The 16408-nt window shown below is 37.3% G+C and carries 12 protein-coding genes and 2 tRNA genes; 9 read left to right on the top strand and 5 right to left on the bottom strand.

Features of this window, described 5'->3' with window-relative positions:
- Nucleotides 1–24: 24 nt before the first annotated feature.
- The 5 genes from ACO05S_RS11215 to ACO05S_RS11195 all read right to left on the bottom strand — a co-directional run bounded on the left by ACO05S_RS11215 (nt 25) and on the right by ACO05S_RS11195 (nt 2768).
- Nucleotides 25–1188, bottom strand: coding sequence for a sensor histidine kinase (locus ACO05S_RS11215; RefSeq protein ID WP_421918105.1), 1164 nt, complete (start codon nt 1186–1188; stop codon nt 25–27).
- A gap of 26 nt (nt 1189–1214) precedes the next feature.
- Nucleotides 1215–1676 carry a hypothetical protein gene (locus tag ACO05S_RS11210; RefSeq protein ID WP_421918104.1) on the bottom strand — a complete coding sequence of 154 codons (462 nt, stop codon included), beginning with the start codon at nt 1674–1676 and terminating at the stop codon, nt 1215–1217.
- On the bottom strand, nt 1669–2319 hold the full coding sequence (locus ACO05S_RS11205) for a cobalamin B12-binding domain-containing protein (RefSeq protein WP_421918103.1): 651 nt from the start codon (nt 2317–2319) through the stop codon (nt 1669–1671). The genes ACO05S_RS11210 and ACO05S_RS11205 overlap by 8 nt, the downstream gene beginning before the upstream one ends.
- A 280-nt stretch (nt 2320–2599) precedes the next feature.
- A tRNA-His gene (locus tag ACO05S_RS11200) sits at nt 2600–2675 on the bottom strand.
- 17 nt (nt 2676–2692) lie between these two features.
- Nucleotides 2693–2768, bottom strand: a tRNA-His gene (locus ACO05S_RS11195).
- A gap of 120 nt (nt 2769–2888) precedes the next feature.
- Between ACO05S_RS11195 and ACO05S_RS11190 the strand changes: the two genes are divergently transcribed.
- The 9 genes from ACO05S_RS11190 to ACO05S_RS11150 all read left to right on the top strand — a co-directional run bounded on the left by ACO05S_RS11190 (nt 2889) and on the right by ACO05S_RS11150 (nt 16345).
- Nucleotides 2889–3563 (top strand): DNA alkylation repair protein, encoded by a 675-nt coding sequence (locus ACO05S_RS11190; RefSeq protein WP_421918102.1) that lies wholly within the window; start codon nt 2889–2891, stop codon nt 3561–3563.
- A gap of 128 nt (nt 3564–3691) precedes the next feature.
- Nucleotides 3692–4453, top strand: coding sequence for a Bax inhibitor-1/YccA family protein (locus ACO05S_RS11185; protein WP_421918101.1), 762 nt, complete (start codon nt 3692–3694; stop codon nt 4451–4453).
- A gap of 36 nt (nt 4454–4489) precedes the next feature.
- A complete protein-coding gene (locus ACO05S_RS11180; RefSeq protein WP_421918100.1) occupies nt 4490–5704 on the top strand; it encodes a GNAT family N-acetyltransferase in 1215 nt (404 codons plus the stop codon).
- 87 nt (nt 5705–5791) lie between these two features.
- Nucleotides 5792–6043: a type B 50S ribosomal protein L31 gene (locus ACO05S_RS11175; protein ID WP_421918099.1), complete on the top strand. Its 252-nt coding sequence runs from the start codon at nt 5792–5794 to the stop codon at nt 6041–6043.
- Nucleotides 6044–6155: 112 nt separating this feature from the next.
- Nucleotides 6156–7346, top strand: coding sequence for a GlmU family protein (locus ACO05S_RS11170; RefSeq protein ID WP_421918098.1), 1191 nt, complete (start codon nt 6156–6158; stop codon nt 7344–7346).
- A 173-nt stretch (nt 7347–7519) separates the two neighbouring features.
- The gene (gene lon / locus ACO05S_RS11165) at nt 7520–9973 is read left to right on the top strand and encodes an endopeptidase La (RefSeq protein WP_421918097.1); all 2454 of its coding nucleotides are present in this window, start codon (nt 7520–7522) and stop codon (nt 9971–9973) included.
- Nucleotides 9974–10206: 233 nt separating this feature from the next.
- On the top strand, nt 10207–11307 hold the full coding sequence (locus ACO05S_RS11160; RefSeq protein WP_421918096.1) for an AI-2E family transporter: 1101 nt from the start codon (nt 10207–10209) through the stop codon (nt 11305–11307).
- 866 nt (nt 11308–12173) lie between these two features.
- Nucleotides 12174–13325: a hypothetical protein gene (locus ACO05S_RS11155; RefSeq protein ID WP_421918095.1), complete on the top strand. Its 1152-nt coding sequence runs from the start codon at nt 12174–12176 to the stop codon at nt 13323–13325.
- 56 nt (nt 13326–13381) lie between these two features.
- Nucleotides 13382–16345, top strand: coding sequence for a 4Fe-4S dicluster domain-containing protein (locus tag ACO05S_RS11150; protein ID WP_421918094.1), 2964 nt, complete (start codon nt 13382–13384; stop codon nt 16343–16345).
- Nucleotides 16346–16408: the final 63 nt, after the last annotated feature.

Here is a 16408-nt window from a genome sequence, read left to right as displayed (position 1 = left end):
AATCCCTCTTCATTAGCATGCCAATCACTTGCATATTGGCATCGTAAAAGTAAATTTACTTCCTGCCCCTAATTCGCTTTCAGCCCAAATATTGCCACCATGTTTTTTGATAAATTCCTTGCAGAGTTTTAATCCTAATCCAGAACCTTTCTCGTTTTCGGTTCCTTTTATGCTTTGTGTTTGTGAGTTCGTAAACAAATTGGCAAGAGTCAATTCATCCATTCCTATACCATTGTCAGAAATCATTATTTCTGCCCACTCCTTGTTTATTTTGGCTTCTATTTTAATGCTTCCCTTCCTGTTTGTGAATTTAATGGAATTGGTCAATAGGTTTCTAATGATTGTATTCATCAGTTGATTATCGACATAAATCGAGATGTTTCTGGGGATATGCATGGAGATGCTGATTTCTTTATACTTTGCTGCCGGATTTGCAATGGCTGCTGATATTTCGACAATTTCGTACAAGTTGGTTTCTCTGGGTAAGAATTTGATTTCTCCGGTTTGTGATTTGGCCCAGAATAATAAATTGTCGAGTAAAAACAATGTATTTTTGGCAGATTCGTGAATGATGCCTGCATGTTCGCAAATGTCATTTTTGTTTAACAAAGCAAATTTGTTCATTAATATGTTAGAGAACCCAATTATGGTATTAAAAGGGCTTCTTAAGTCGTGTGCAATAACTGAGAAAATTTTATCGCGGGTTTGCTTTTCATTTTGCAAGCGAAGGTTCGATTCATGCAAGTCATTTAGTGTGCTTTCAAGCGAGTTGTTTTTCTTTAACAATTCGCGCTGCAAATTGATAATTTCACGATTCAAATCTGCCATTTTATCTACCTGATCAAGTACTTGATGGTTGTTCATTCCTCCAAGTATAAGAATTTTATCGTCCTTTCTGTAGGCTTGAACAAAAATGGATTGTATTGTGGAATTCATGCAGCCAAGAGTCAAATATCCATCAAAAATTAAAACATCATGATTTGGGAGAGCAACAAGATGATCAAAGCTTGGATTCATAAAGGACGCAGCTGGATTTTTCTTAAGCAGCGAACCAAATGCAGGATTGCTAAAAAGTAGGTTTCCATCTATGGAAAACATGGCCGCACATAGGGAATTGCTTTTTAAAATCGATTCATCGATTTCATCTTGCCAATTGCTAAGCAGGCAATAAATATCTTGATTTGTCATTAGGAAGTGCTTTTGGAATATTGGGTTCAATTTTGGGGATTAGAATATTCTAATTTTTCATTGGAAAGAGCAACAAAAGAGGGGATGTTAATTAGTATCCAATTGTAGTATGGATGAATTTCGTTACGACTGTCTTCATTTAATTCCTCTTGCAAAATTTCGATCCATGCATTTAATTGAGCAGCCCAATAGTTTGCAGAAAACCCGTGGCTTCTGTATGATCTGAATACCCACAAAATGGTATCGACCAGTACTTCGGCATTGTAATGATTTAAAATGGAGTGTATAAAACGAACGTGATTGGCATGATTGTCTTTCATCATGCCAATATTGTTTTCTCCAATTAGTTTTTTGATGTCCTCACGATTCAGCATTTTAGTGTTGATTTTGCTGATCAGCGTTTCCGATTTTTCCAGATATTCATTGGCGGTGTTTTGCTTTACTTGATGTAGTTCATTGGCAGATGAAAGCAGTTGTTGTTTATTCATGGGATAGTTTTTTAAGATGTTGATCAAATTCAAATAGATTGGGTAAGTATTGGGTGTTCGAATATTTTTTGATGGCGTCAGTGCCTCCTCTTTTAAATCCTTGTCCACCAACCAGAATTTGAATGGAGGGAATTGCATCCGATATTTTTTGAATCATATTCTCAAGCACAGGTAGGTGAAAAAAAAGACTCATGGAGATGGCTATTAAATCGGGGTTTGTGATTTTTGCAAATTTAATGAGTTCTTTAATAGGTGTGTTTGCTCCTAAGAAATAAGAATGCCAACCATTGGCTTCAAAAATGTCGCTTACCATTTTTATGCCAATCTGATGCTGTTCATTTTCAACACACAAGACAATTGCCTTTTTCTCTTTTTTAGGAGCAGTAATAAGCTCTGGGTAAAGTTCGTTTAGAATTGCTTCAACAATTGCAGATGCCAAATGTTCAGTGGCTACACTAATTTTGTTGAGCTCCCATAACTCTCCAATTTTGTAGAGAGAGGGTTTCATAACATTTTCGTACAAATCCTTAATGTCAATGTCCTGCTTCACTTGTTCTTTTATCAACTGCGAGCAAATTGTACGATTGCCATAAAGGAGTGAATCGAAGAATTTTTGGTTTATGTCGGAAGAACTTGCAGTCATTACAAATCGATTTGTTGTTTATTTTGAGGAGGATTAATGGATTGAATTAAAAATGTTTACAAAAATAAACTGACTAAAGGTAATAAAACTAGACTGGATTGCTTTAATGATTTCTGTAATAGTAAAGGAAATTTCGCATTTTTAATAATTAGTGCCTACTTTTTTGAAGTCATTTTTTCAAGTTGTGTTCAATAAACAGTTTCATTCTTGTTGTTGTAGAAAGACCAAAAATCGTTGACAAACAAAAAAAGCAAGCTCAAAATGAACCTGCTTTTCTTTTGGGTGAAAGACCGGGGTCGAACCGGCGACCTCTGGAACCACAATCCAGCGCTCTAACCAACTGAGCTACATCCACCATGTAGTGTAAAAAGAAGGGTGAAAGACCGGGGTCGAACCGGCGACCTCTGGAACCACAATCCAGCGCTCTAACCAACTGAGCTACATCCACCATTTTTGCGTTAGCGGTGCAAATATAGAGAAATCCTGACAAATGATCCAAATAAAAATAAAAAAATATTACAGTAGGATTATAAAGTCTACCTTTGCAAGCAGTTAACAATTTTATTAGAATGGAATTTTTTATTGGCGATAAGGACACAGAAGCAATATTTCAGCAAATTTTTAAAAAGCTTATGATTTTACGTAATGGTGAAACTCATCATGAGATGAGAAAATATGGTTTGAACTATACAAGATCCATTGGCGCCACGATTGTGAATCTGCGTGAATTAGCAAGTGAATATTCAAAAGACCATTTGCTTGCACATAAGCTCTGGACAAAAGGGTTTCGTGAGACAAAGATTCTAGCTAGCTTATTGGAAGAGCCGGAAAAGTTAAGTAATGAACAAATTAATCGTTGGTTCGACGAAATGGATTCAAATGAATTGATAGAGCAGGTGAGTATGAATCTGTTTCTGAATCATTCGAATATTTACCAATTGATTCCAGATTGGTTACAATCGGGAAACTACCGGAGGGTGGTAAGCGCAATTATTGTTTCCGGAAGATTGGCAATGAACAAAAAAGAGGCGAAGATTGGTGAATTATTCAAAATTGTAGAAATTATTCCTACAAATATCGATGAGTTTTATCTGAGAAATCAGTTGAAAAGATGTTTGGGAAAAATGGTTCGATTGAATAAAGAGATTGCTCATAAAATTAGCCAAATGGTTCATGATTTAAGAGCTGAGGATGAAAATTGGCAGGAAGTATGGGATGATTTGCAGTACGAGCTTGACTTGTAAAGTGATTTTAAGAAGATTTAATTGGCTTCTATTTTAAAAATCTAGGAAATCAGAATTAAACAGAGTAAATTTGAGGCTCAAAATAATATCATAACTAGTACATTATTGTAGATAAACAACTAAGATATATGGCATTAACTAAAAGTTCTAATCCGGTTTTAAGTGAAAAGATTTTTCAAAACTCACGAGCTGAGGCGTATATAGAAACTATGACGATTAATGGAACCGTAAATAAAATAGCAATGCTGCTGCTTTTTGTGGTAGCTGCTGCAAGTTTTACTTGGGGAATGGTTTCTGTAACTGGCACTGGAGAAATTACTTCATCCGTTTATCCTTGGATGATTGGAGGTGCAATAGGAGGTTTTATTTTAGCACTGGTTACTGTGTTTAAACCTAAAATTTCTCCATATACAGCACCTTTTTATGCATTGTTCGAAGGTTTATTTTTAGGTGGTATTTCGGCATTAATGAATGCAGCATACCCGGGAATTGTGATACAAGCAGTGGGTTTAACTTTCGGAACTTTGTTTGCCATGTTGTTTGCGTACAAAACAGGATGGATTAAAGTAACACAAAAATTCAGATCGGGATTGATTGCTGCAACAGGAGGAGTCATGTTATTCTATTTGGTAACATGGATCATGAACATGTTTGGAATTGGCAATGGATTCTATTATGGCTCAAGCTTAATGAGTATCGGAATCAGCTTGGTGATTGTTGTTATTGCAGCATTAAATCTGGTTTTGGATTTTGATTTTATTGAAAAAGGCGCTCAATCGGGTGCACCAAAATATATGGAATGGTATGGGGCATTTGGTTTAATGGTTACATTGATATGGCTTTATATCGAACTACTAAGGTTGTTGGCGAAAATTGCCAGTCGTGACTAATTAATTCTTCTCTATCAACTATTTAAGAAGTTTTTTGTGAATATTATTGAAGTTACAAATCAGAAGCATCGAACAGAGTTCTTAGATCTGGCCGGAACGTTATATAAGAATGACTCCAACTATGCGCGTCCACTAGATGCCGAAATTGAAGGGATTTTCAATCCTAAAGAAAATTCTTTCTTCTCCCATGGTTCAGCCACTCGTTGGATTCTACAAGATGAGAAAGGAACAACAATAGGTCGTATTGCAGCTTTTGTAAACGAGAACAAAGCCAATACATTTGATCAACCAACCGGGGGTTGTGGATTTTTTGAGTGCATAAATGACAAAAAGGCGGCATTTCTTTTATTCGATACCGCAAAAGCTTGGTTAGCCAATAAAGGCATGGAAGCTATGGATGGCCCGGTTAATTTTGGAGAGAACGATAACCATTGGGGATTATTGGTGGATGGATTTATTCCACAAGGATATGGAATGCCGTACAATCATAAATATTATCAAGAGTTTTTCGAGGAGTACGGATTTAAAGTGTTTTTTGAACAGTACAGTTATCATCTTGATTTAAAAAAGAAGTTCCCCGAAAGATTTTGGAAAATAGCCGAATGGGTGGCTAAAAAACCTGGATTCTCATTTGAGCATTTTAGCTACGATAACACTGAGAAGTATGTTCAGGATTTGATTTCAATTTACAATGAAGCTTGGAAATTTCATGATAATTTTTCACCTATCGATCCGGAAGATATCCAAAAAATTGCAAAAGACGGGAAAGGAGTTATTGAAGAGGAGTTTATTTGGTTTGCATATTTCGAAGGACAACCAATTGCATTTTTTGTTGCAATGCCTGATATCAACCAAATTCTTACCAAAATGAATGGGAAATTCAATTTATGGAACAAGCTAAAATTTTTGTTTTATCTGAAAAGAAAAACAATTACTCGAGCCAGAATTTCCATTATGGGTGTTGTACCTAAATATCAAAGATACGGGGTAGAATCTGCTATTTTTTGGCATATGGATAAAGTGATGAAACGTAAACCTCATTACCATGAAATGGAATTATCATGGGTTGGCGATTTTAATCCGAAGATGATTTCCATTTACGAGTCGGTTGGAGGAGTACGAATGAAGACACATTATTCATACAGATACCTTTTTGATCCGAATAAACCTTTTAAAAGAACGCCTATTATCCCTCTGGAAAACAGAGGAGATAAGGGAAAGTTGAAAAAGACAAAGGAAAGTGCAGAATAATTAAATAATTCTTTGCAAAATAAATTACAATATCTACCTTTGCACTCCATTGGAAGAAGATTATAAGAAATTTAAAGGATATTTAAAATGAAAAAGGGAATACATCCGGGAAACTACCGTTTGGTAGCTTTTAAAGACATGTCCAACGAAACTGTTTTTTTAGCAAAGTCTACAGCTAACACTAAAGAAACTATCGAGGTTGAAGGCGTTGAGTACCCATTGGTAAAATTAGAGATCTCTAATACATCTCACCCATTCTATACAGGTAAGATGACTTTGGTAGATACAGCAGGACGTGTAGACAAATTCATGAACCGTTACAAGAAGTTCAAGAAGTAAGATCAAAAAATTACTATAAAAGAAAAGCTCCGAAATTCGGGGCTTTTTTTTATTTTTGATCATACATAAAATCTGAGTCTTACAAATACAATCAGATTTAAATACTACTGCAATGAATTATATTCTTTTTGATGATGGAGCATGGAATGAACTGCTTCCGCTAACATTTACTCGTCCTGTTTGCGAAGTTCGAGTTGGAATCTTAACGATTCGTGAGAAATGGGAACACCATTTAAATGTCGACTTTAGTTTTTTAACTCAAGACTATTTAAGCGAAAAATATCCTGTAAAGAAAAAGGATAAAAACATTTTAATTAATGGATCGCTTATACCAAATAGAAAGTTAATTGAAGCGATTCAAGATTTGAATGAAGGAGATTTTCTTCTTGCCGAGGATATTGTTTTGGCTGCTTGCCTGAAAGAAGATGAGCTTGGCTTGGTGCAAAAAGAGAAGATTGATTCAGGTAATCGGATTGAATATTTGGGCGAGTATGACAGAGTACTGAAGGCCTATGATATTTTCTCATTAAATGATACAATTCTTCGTGAAGATTTTGACTTGTTAACCGAAGGACGAGAGTCGCAACCAATTCCTGAAACTGTAAATGTTCTGGGAAAAGAAAATATCTTTATAGAAGAAGGAGCAAAACTTGAGTTTGCAACACTAAATGCCCTGAAAGGGCCAATTTATATTGGCAAAGATGCCGAAATAATGGAAGGAGTATTGGTGCGAGGTCCACTGGCGATGTGTGAGCATTCAGTATTGAATTTAGGAGCCAAAATTTATGGAGCTACAACATTAGGTCCTTATTGCAAATGTGGAGGCGAGTTGAATAATGTGGTAATGTTTGGCTATTCGAATAAAGCTCACGATGGATTCCTGGGTAATGCAGTTTTAGGAGAATGGTGTAATATTGGCGCCGACACCAACAATTCTAATCTTAAAAACAACTATTCGCAGGTAAAATTGTGGAGTTACGTAAGTCAGAGTTTTGCCAAAACAGGTCTGCAATTCTGTGGTACCATCATGGGGGATCATTCCAAATTAGGAATCAATACCATGTTGAATACCGGAACCGTAATCGGTGTAAGTTCAAATATTTTTGGAGCGGGCTTTCCTCGTAATTTTATTCCTTCTTTCGCTATGGGAGGAAATCATGGATTTAAAGAGTACAGGTTGAATGCAACATTTGAGGTTGCCGATTTGGTGATGCGGCGACGAGGAAAAGAATTTGATGATAAAGAAAAAAGAATCCTGACTCACATTTTTGAAATGACAAAAGAATACAGAAAATCATTTTAAAATAGAATTGCCAAGAGTCCTTACAAAAAAAGTGAGGACTTTTTTGTTTGGCACAGGTATTGCCAAGTACTTATCGACTTAATTTTAAAAAAAGGAAGCGACATTTTGTCATCATAGTTTAATCAAAACTTACTTCCTTTATTATACACAATGTAAGAAAGGCAAAAGAGATAATGAGTAGTAAGATAGAGTTCAATATAAGTGATATAGTTTTGTCAAATATGATGGATGAAGATTCGGATTTTATTCCAATTATAACCGATGAGGATGAAAGTGCATTGGATGAGTTGCAGGTACCTGACACTTTGCCAATATTAGCCCTTCGAAATACAGTTTTGTTTCCTGGTGTAGTAATTCCAATTTCGGTGGGAAGAGAAAAATCCTTGAAATTGGTTCGCGATGTGTACAACAGCAAAGGCATGCTAGGTGCAGCCTCGCAAATTGATTTGAGTGTTGAAGAGCCTCACTTCGAGGATATCAATAAAATTGGTACAGTAGCTCAAATTATCAAAATTCTTGAGATGCCTGATGGAACTACTACTGTTATTCTTCAGGGGAAAAAGCGTTTCGAACTTGAGGCTATGCTTAATGAAGAGCCATACCATGTAGGACGCATTAAAACCATGAAAGACAATCGTCCGGAGGTTGAAGACAATGAATACAAAGCGCTGGTTTCTTCGGTTAAGGATATTGCCATTAAAGTAATTAAGCTATCACCACAGATTCCAAACGAAGCAACTTTCGCCATTAAAAATATCGAAGGTTCATCCTTCTTGATCAACTTTATTTCAAGCAATTCCGAAATCAAGCACGATCAGAAACAAAGGCTATTGGAGTTCGACAATATTCGGGATCGTGCCATGAAACTTTTGGAATATTTGGTGCGTGAAGTTCAGGTGTTGGAGCTGAAAGATGATATTCAGTCGAAAGTAAAGACGGATATGGATCAGCAGCAAAGAGAATATTTGTTGCACCAGCAAATGAAAACCATTCAGGATGAATTGGGTGGAAGTCCTAACGATCAGGATGTAATTGAACTGGAAGAAAAGTCGAAAGAAAAAAAGTGGACCGAGGAAGTGGCTGAAACTTTCCAAAAAGAGTTAAAGAAACTGCAAAGGTTAAATCCGGCGGCAGCCGAATACTCAGTTCAATTGAATTATTTACAGGAACTTTTGGATTTACCTTGGAGCGAATATACCGAGGATAACTTTGACTTGAAAAGAGCGCAAAAAGTTCTTGATAAAGATCATTTCGGCTTAGAAAAGGTAAAAGATCGTATCATCGAGCATTTGGCTGTTCTTAAATTAAAGGGTGATTTAAAATCTCCGATACTATGTTTGTACGGACCTCCCGGTGTTGGTAAAACATCTCTGGGGAAATCAATTGCTGAATCTTTAAATAGAAAGTATGTCAGAATGTCTTTAGGCGGACTGCATGATGAGTCGGAAATTAGAGGACACAGAAAAACATATATTGGCGCAATGCCCGGTCGAATCATTCAAGGAATGAAAAAAGCCGGTTCGTCGAACCCGGTATTTATCTTGGATGAGATTGATAAGGTAGGTAGCGACTTTAGAGGAGATCCGTCATCAGCCTTACTTGAGGTATTGGATCCGGAGCAAAACAACGCTTTCCACGATAATTTTCTTGAGGTAGATTACGATTTGTCGAAGGTGATGTTTGTGGCAACTGCAAACAATGTAGGATCGATTTCGGCACCACTTCGCGACCGTATGGAAATGATTGATGTAAGTGGTTACATTCAGGAAGAAAAGGTGGAGATCGCAAGGCGTCACCTGATTCCGAAACAGATGGAGAATCATGGAATTACCAAAGATCGTATTAAAGTTTCAAAAGAAGTAATTGCTGAGGTAATCGATAAATATACCCGAGAATCAGGTGTTCGTGCATTGGATCAGCGCATAGCTAAAATTATGCGCAGAGTGGCACGTAAAGTTGCGATGGAAGAAGAATACGATGTCAATCTTCAGCCGGAAGATTTGAAAGAGTATTTGGGAGCAAAAATGTTTAATCGCGAGAAATATCAGGGCAACGAATATGCTGGTGTGGTAACAGGCTTGGCTTGGACTTCGGTTGGAGGAGAGATCTTATTCATAGAATCGAGCCTGTCGGCAGGTAAAGGGAAACTAACCCTTACTGGTAATTTAGGTGATGTGATGAAAGAATCTGCATTGTTGGCTCAAGAATATCTTAGGGCACATTGCGAATCTTTGGAAATTAAGAAAGAAGCTTTCGATGAGTGGAATCTTCACGTTCACGTGCCCGAAGGAGCAATTCCAAAGGATGGACCATCGGCAGGTGTTACCATGGTAACCGCAATGGCTTCGGCATTTACCCAGCGTAAAGTGAAAAAGAATATAGCCATGACCGGTGAGATTACTCTACGAGGTAAAGTGCTTCCGGTAGGTGGAATTAAGGAAAAAATCCTTGCTGCTAAACGAGCAGGAATCAAGGAGATTATTCTTTGCAATCAAAACAAGAAGGATATCGAGGAAATCAAGGATATCTACTTAAAAGGATTAAAATTCCATTTTGTAGATGAGATTATGGAAGTTCTCGACATTGCTTTAATGAAGCAGAAAGTAAAGAATCCATTAAAAATATAATCAGGATAATACACAAAGGAAAGCTCTCAATTTGAGGGCTTTTTTGTTTTCTGAATATTCATGTTATAAAAATTCTTACATTTATGAACTAATACCAGTGTTGTCATGAAATAAGTCTCATTCTTTTATCCTGACTCAACTCAAAATCCTTAAAACAATTTAAGACTCATCTCATAATAAAACTCGTATAATAATATCAATTCTCAAATTTAATATCTCATCACCTGTATTTTATGAACGGAAAAGGAAAATATGTTTTGGTTGCCATCGGCCTAATCCTACTAGGATTAATGATTTGGTATTTTAGCAATATTGTTACCTACATCTTAATTTCGGTAGTATTATCTTTTGTTGGGAGGCCTGTTGTCGATTTTTTAAACAAGGTAAAAATCAAGAAATGGACTTGTCCACCAGCCTTATCAGCAGGGATAACATTAGTTTTGCTGTGGTTTGTTACGGTAATGTTTTTCCGAACCTTTATACCAATGGTTGCGGCACAGGCCGAGGAATTATCAACCATTGATGTAAATGCAGCGGCTCAAAGCCTGGAGGAGCCTATCAAAAACCTGGAACGATTAATAGCTAAATATTCGGCAGAAGGAGATGACTTTAACCTTAAAGCTGTGGTAATCGATAATTTTACCTCTTTTGTTAAAATTTCTGATGTATCATCCATATTTGGTTCTTTAGCAGGTACACTGGGGAATATATTTATTGCACTCTTCTCCATTTCGTTCATTACCTTTTTCTTTTTAAAAGATAGCAGTTTATTTACCAGTGGAGTGGTTATAATGGTACCATCAAAACACGAAGAAGGGGTTCGACATGTATTGGAATCAATCAAGAATCTGTTGATGCGTTATTTTGTGGGGCTGTTTTTCGAAGTAATTTTGGTAGGATTTTTAGTAACCCTGGGCTTAAGTATTGTTGGCTTGCCATTCGGAACAGCGGTAGTAATTGGCTTGTTTGCCGGTATCATGAACGTAATCCCATACATTGGGCCTATTATTGGTGCCAGCTTTGGAATGATTATTGGCATTGCAACCAACATCCATGCCGATTTCTATAGCGAGATTTTACCACTACTTGGTTATATGGCATTGGTATTTGCCTGTGTACAGATTATCGACAATATTCTTTTCCAACCCTTGATTTATTCCAACAGTGTGAATGCACATCCCTTAGAGATTTTTATTGTAATTATTATGGCAGGAAGTTTAGCCGGAATTATCGGAATGATGCTTGCCATACCTTCATACACCATTCTTCGTGTAATTGCCAAAGAGTTTTTTAATCAGTACCGATTTGTAAAGAAATTAACGCAGAACATATGATATAACAAAACGGATGATTCATTAGAGTCATCCGTTTTAAAATAGCCAATTGCCAATAGCTGATTGATATACTCAAAAGCTCAAAATAATTCTTCGGTTCAATCAGCTTATCCTCAGCACTCAGGGTTCTTTATCCTAAAATCTTCGGTTTGTTTTATCTGTTTTCACGATTTGTTGAGGCAATTCCGGTTTCTGATTGCTTAAAATCATTTCGATATTTTTATATTGTTTTTGAATGCTTTGCACCACTTTTATTATTGATTTGTTATCATCCACAAACTGATAAATTTTGGAATCGTTAAAAGTAGTACCTACAACTTGATAAAGTTATAGGTACAACTTCAGAAAGTTGTACTTACCACTTTGCAAAGTTCTTACTACAACTTGATGAAGTTCTTACTACCACTTTAAAAAGTTCTTACTACTACTTTGCAAAGTTCTTACTACAACTTTGCTTGGTGCAGCTTGCAACTTTCAATAACGGAAGGAATCATTGATATAAAATGTTTCATCTTTTTTTGAGACAGCTTATCTTTTGGCACAGCTTTATCTTGGGAAAATGATTTGGAAACTCATTTTCTCAATCTTTTTTTTATTTCATGAATGAATTGAAAACACTAATAGAAGATGGGGAAATCTTTTATTAGAGAACTGATTGTTACATTTTGTAACGAGAAAAGGCTGTGATTTAATGGTTTAAATTGTTATATTTGATAGAGAGCGAATCGTTTAGAAGAAAGGATTCGCTTCGATTGTTTCTTGAAATGTTGATGAATTGTAGGGAAAGTGAAAACAGAAACAATCGCATATACATTGCACGATTGCGTATTGCTATTATATAACCTTGTCTGTAAAATACCTGACCTATGAGTAAAACCTACAGATTAACGAGTGCCTTGTTTTTATTTATTTTACTGCTTGCCCCATTTCAAATTATTGCTGGTGAGGCCGATTCTACAAAAAACGATGATCATACCGGTCATTTCGATTACTTTTTAAATAGCGAAAAGCGAGGCGAAAGATTGTTTAAAGGATTAACCAGAACTCCCGTGGAGTGGCAATCTTGTGTGTCCTGTCACAATATCAATTATATCGACACATTAAATTGGAATCCTTCGGCCAAAGACATTGCCGGAACATATGCCAATAAGTCCATAGCCGAATTTCGTTCGGTTCTTATGTCTCCTTTGGGCAAAAAAATGGAGGAATCACATCAAAACTATTCCTTTAGCGATGAGGAACTGGGATACATTAAATCCTACTTGCAGCAGATAAATACAAGTGTGCTTTACGAAACAAAACCAAAAGTCAATAATCTGATTGTGTTTTTCTTTCTGGGAGCTTTAATTACTCTTGCTTTGCTCGACTTATTCTTTACCAAAAAAATCAAATATAAAATTATTCCTGTACTGATATTTGTTTTTGCTTTTGGATACCAGATACAAATGCTTGCCAAAGGCGCCATAGCCTTGGGTAGAAAGCAGAACTATGCGCCGAGCCAGCCAATTAAATTTTCGCATAAGATACATGCAACCGATAATAAGATTGATTGCCGTTATTGTCACACTACAGTGGATGAAAGTAAATCGGCAGGAATACCTCATGTGAACCTATGTATGAACTGCCATGTTATTGTGCGCGAAGGTAGCAATTCAGGCAAATTCGAAATCAATAAAATTCATGCGGCAGTTGATAACAATACTCCTGTTGAGTGGATTCGCATTCATCAACTTCCCGATCATGTTTTCTTTAGTCATGCCCAACATGTAAATGTTGGCAAGCGAGACTGCCAGGAATGTCATGGGCTAGTTGAAGAAATGCATGTGGTAAAACAGGTCGAAGATCTTTCGATGGGCTGGTGTTTGGATTGTCACGATAAAACTGCAGTTGATTTTCGAGAAAACGCCTACTATTCTGAATCATTTAAAAAGCTACACGAGAAACTTACTTCGGGTGTAATAGATAGTGTTAGAGTAACGGATATTGGAGGAAGGGAGTGTGCTCGTTGCCATTACTAGTGCACTGCGAGTGGAACTCAACCAACTATTTTGTATCACTTGATAATCGTTTACCTATGAAAAAATATTGGAAAAGCCTTACCGAACTAAAAAATGGAGAAAACTCTGTTCCCGATAAAGCCATACCTAAAGGAAACCTGGAGCAGATCTTGGATATCTTCGACAAGAATGAAAATAATACCAAAAGCAAACGACGCGATTTCTTAAAGCTTTGTGGTTTTAGCCTGGCTATTGGTACTATAGTGGCAAGTTGCGAGAACTCCGTTCAAAAAGCCATTCCCTACCTTATTCAGCCCGAAGAAATAACACCGGGAAAAGCCAATTATTATGCATCAAGTTTTGCCAAGGGGAGTGACTATTGCAGCATTCTGATTAAAACCCGCGAGGGAAGACCCATTAAGATAGAGGGAAACGATTTATCGGGGGTGACTCATGGCGGAACCAGCTCTAGGGTACAAGCATCGGTTTTGGATTTGTATGATACGAGCAGATATAAAAATCCTAAGAAAGGAAATGAGAAGGTATTATGGAATGAGCTGGATGAGAGAGTTCGAAAAGAATTAAATCATCTTAAAAATATCAACGAAAAAGTGGTTTTGCTTACTTCGAGCATTTACAGCCCAAGCACCATAAGTATCATTAAAAAGTTCATTGCTCAATATCCAAACGTAAAATGGGTGCAGTATGATAGTCAATCAGCGTCAGCACTAATTCAGGCAAACGAAATGTGCTTTGGCAAAGCTGGCATTGCCGATTACCGATTTGATTATGCTGATAGGATTGTAAGTTTCGATGCCGATTTTATGGGTACCTGGCTGATGCCGGTAGAGCATATCAGGCAATACAGCAAGAAAAGAAAGTTGAGTAATGGAAAAACTTCCATGTCGCATCATACCCAAATAGAATCGCGCTTGTCGCTTACAGGTAGTAACGCCGATAAGCGGATTCCTGTAAAACCTTCGGAACAAAATTTAATGATTGCACAGCTCTACAACGAGATTTTGCAAGGCTTAGGGAAAACAACTTATTCTATTCCTAAAGCTTCCGCAGATATCCAAAACATTGCCAAAGATTTGTGCTTGCATAAAGGCAAGTCTATTGTTGTTTCAGGATCAAAGAACACCAATGTACAGATTATTGTTAACGCCATTAATTACGAATTAGAGAATTATGGCTCTACTTTACGAGTAGACAAGCAAGTGTATACCCACAAAGCCATTGATTCCGATATGGATCAGCTTTTGGAGGATATGAAATCTGGTAAGCTAAAAGGAATAATCACTTATGGGGTGAACCCGGTTTTTAATTACAACAAAGGAAAAGAGTTTGCTGATGCTCTTAAAAAGATATCATTCAGCATGGCCATGGATGAGGTTCCAAACGAGACTACCGCATTGATGGATTTGGTAGCTCCTGATAATCATTTTCTTGAAAGTTGGAACGATTTTGAACCCAAAACCAATAGATACAGCCTGATGCAGCCGGGAATTCGTCCGCTTTTCGATACCAGGCAATTTCAGTCGAGTCTGCTTAGCTGGATAGGCGAGGATATCAATTACATGAATTTTATTAAAGCCTATTGGGAAAAGAACATGTACCCATTGCAGGATGCTTATCCAAACTTCACCACTTTTTGGAATCACAGTCTGCAACAAGGAGTGTTTGAGCCGGATGTAAAATCAGTATTCGATACCAAACTAAAAATAAAAGATATCAACAGTCTTGTTAATAAACTGGCAAAACCTGCCAATAGTAAAGGGGTAGAATTGCAATTGTACCAATCCATTGCCATTGGCGATGGAAAAATGGCCAATAATCCATGGTTGCAAGAAATGCCCGATCCGCTAACGAAAATTTGCTGGGACAATTACTTGTGCATATCGCCAAAACAGGCCGAAGAAATGATGCTCGAAACCGGTGATATGCTTGAGTTGAATGCTAAAGTAGCACTTCCGGTTTATATTTTGCCAGGCCAAGCATACAATAGCATGTCTGTAGCTTTGGGCTATGGGCGACAGGTTTGTGGAATTGTTGGAAAGAATGTGGGTGTTAATGTAAACTACTTGCAAAAAGCAAGTGATGATTTTATTGCGGATATAAAGCTGGCAAAAACCAATGAGAAGTATGATTTGGCGATGACACAAACACATCATTCCATGGAAGGCAGAGCCATAGTTCGCGAGGCTGCATTGGAAGAGTACAAGAAGAATCCATCGGCAGGCAACGAATCGCATCATGCCTACGAAAATGCAAGCATTTACGAAAAACCAAAGTTTCCAAACCATCATTGGGGCTTGGTGGTTGATTTAAATTCCTGTGTGGGATGCGGGGCTTGCACAATTGCTTGTCAGTCCGAAAACAATATTCCGGTAGTTGGGAAGAAAGAGGTAGTTCGTGCGCACGAGATGTCTTGGATTCGAATTGACCGATATTTCTCGGGGGATGAGTTCAATCCGGATGTTTCCTTCCAGCCGGTAATGTGTCAGCATTGCGATAATGCTCCGTGCGAAAATGTTTGCCCGGTAGCGGCAACCAACCACAGCAGCGAGGGCTTGAATCAAATGGCTTACAACCGATGCATTGGTACACGATATTGCGGAAACAACTGTCCGTATAAAGTTCGACGTTTCAATTGGTTCGATTATACCAAAGCGGATTCTATTCCAAACAACTTGCATGATGTAGCAGAAATGACCATAGACCTAAAACGAATGGTTTTGAATCCTGATGTTACCATTCGAGCCAAAGGAGTTATCGAGAAATGTTCGCTTTGTGTGCAAAGAATTCAGGAAGGAAAACTAAATGCCAAGATTGAAGGCAGAAAAGTAAAGGATGGAGAAATCAAGACCGCTTGTCAGCAGGCTTGTCCTTCGGGAGCCATCATCTTTGGCGATTTAAACGACAAGGAAAGCAAACTGGTAAAGGAAACTTCAAGCAAGCGAAACTACCATCTGCTCGAAGAAATTCACACTTTACCATCGGTAAGTTATTTAACAAAGATTAGAAATAGAAAGGCTTAGCTAAGCTAAAAGCAAAAAGGCAAAGGATCTTTATACTTTTTCCTTTTAGCTTGCAGACTAAAC

It is taken from the genome of Marinifilum sp. (assembly GCF_965230805.1).
GTDB lineage: Bacteria > Bacteroidota > Bacteroidia > Bacteroidales > Marinifilaceae > Marinifilum.
The sequence above is the reverse complement of the archived record's forward strand: the minus strand, read 5'-3'. Positions and strand labels throughout refer to the sequence as shown.

Excerpts from the sequence above, each read along its gene's own strand:
- ACO05S_RS11215 (WP_421918105.1), bottom strand. The coding sequence starts at position 1,188 with ATGACAAATCAAGATATTTATTGCCTGCTTAGCAATTGGCAAGATGAA.
- ACO05S_RS11210 (WP_421918104.1), bottom strand. The coding sequence starts at position 1,676 with ATGAATAAACAACAACTGCTTTCATCTGCCAATGAACTACATCAAGTA.
- ACO05S_RS11205 (WP_421918103.1), bottom strand. The coding sequence starts at position 2,319 with ATGACTGCAAGTTCTTCCGACATAAACCAAAAATTCTTCGATTCACTC.
- ACO05S_RS11190 (WP_421918102.1), top strand. The coding sequence starts at position 2,889 with ATGGAATTTTTTATTGGCGATAAGGACACAGAAGCAATATTTCAGCAA.
- ACO05S_RS11185 (WP_421918101.1), top strand. The coding sequence starts at position 3,692 with ATGGCATTAACTAAAAGTTCTAATCCGGTTTTAAGTGAAAAGATTTTT.
- ACO05S_RS11175 (WP_421918099.1), top strand. The coding sequence starts at position 5,792 with ATGAAAAAGGGAATACATCCGGGAAACTACCGTTTGGTAGCTTTTAAA.
- ACO05S_RS11170 (WP_421918098.1), top strand. The coding sequence starts at position 6,156 with ATGAATTATATTCTTTTTGATGATGGAGCATGGAATGAACTGCTTCCG.
- lon (WP_421918097.1), top strand. The coding sequence starts at position 7,520 with ATGAGTAGTAAGATAGAGTTCAATATAAGTGATATAGTTTTGTCAAAT.
- ACO05S_RS11160 (WP_421918096.1), top strand. The coding sequence starts at position 10,207 with ATGAACGGAAAAGGAAAATATGTTTTGGTTGCCATCGGCCTAATCCTA.
- ACO05S_RS11155 (WP_421918095.1), top strand. The coding sequence starts at position 12,174 with ATGAGTAAAACCTACAGATTAACGAGTGCCTTGTTTTTATTTATTTTA.
- ACO05S_RS11150 (WP_421918094.1), top strand. The coding sequence starts at position 13,382 with ATGAAAAAATATTGGAAAAGCCTTACCGAACTAAAAAATGGAGAAAAC.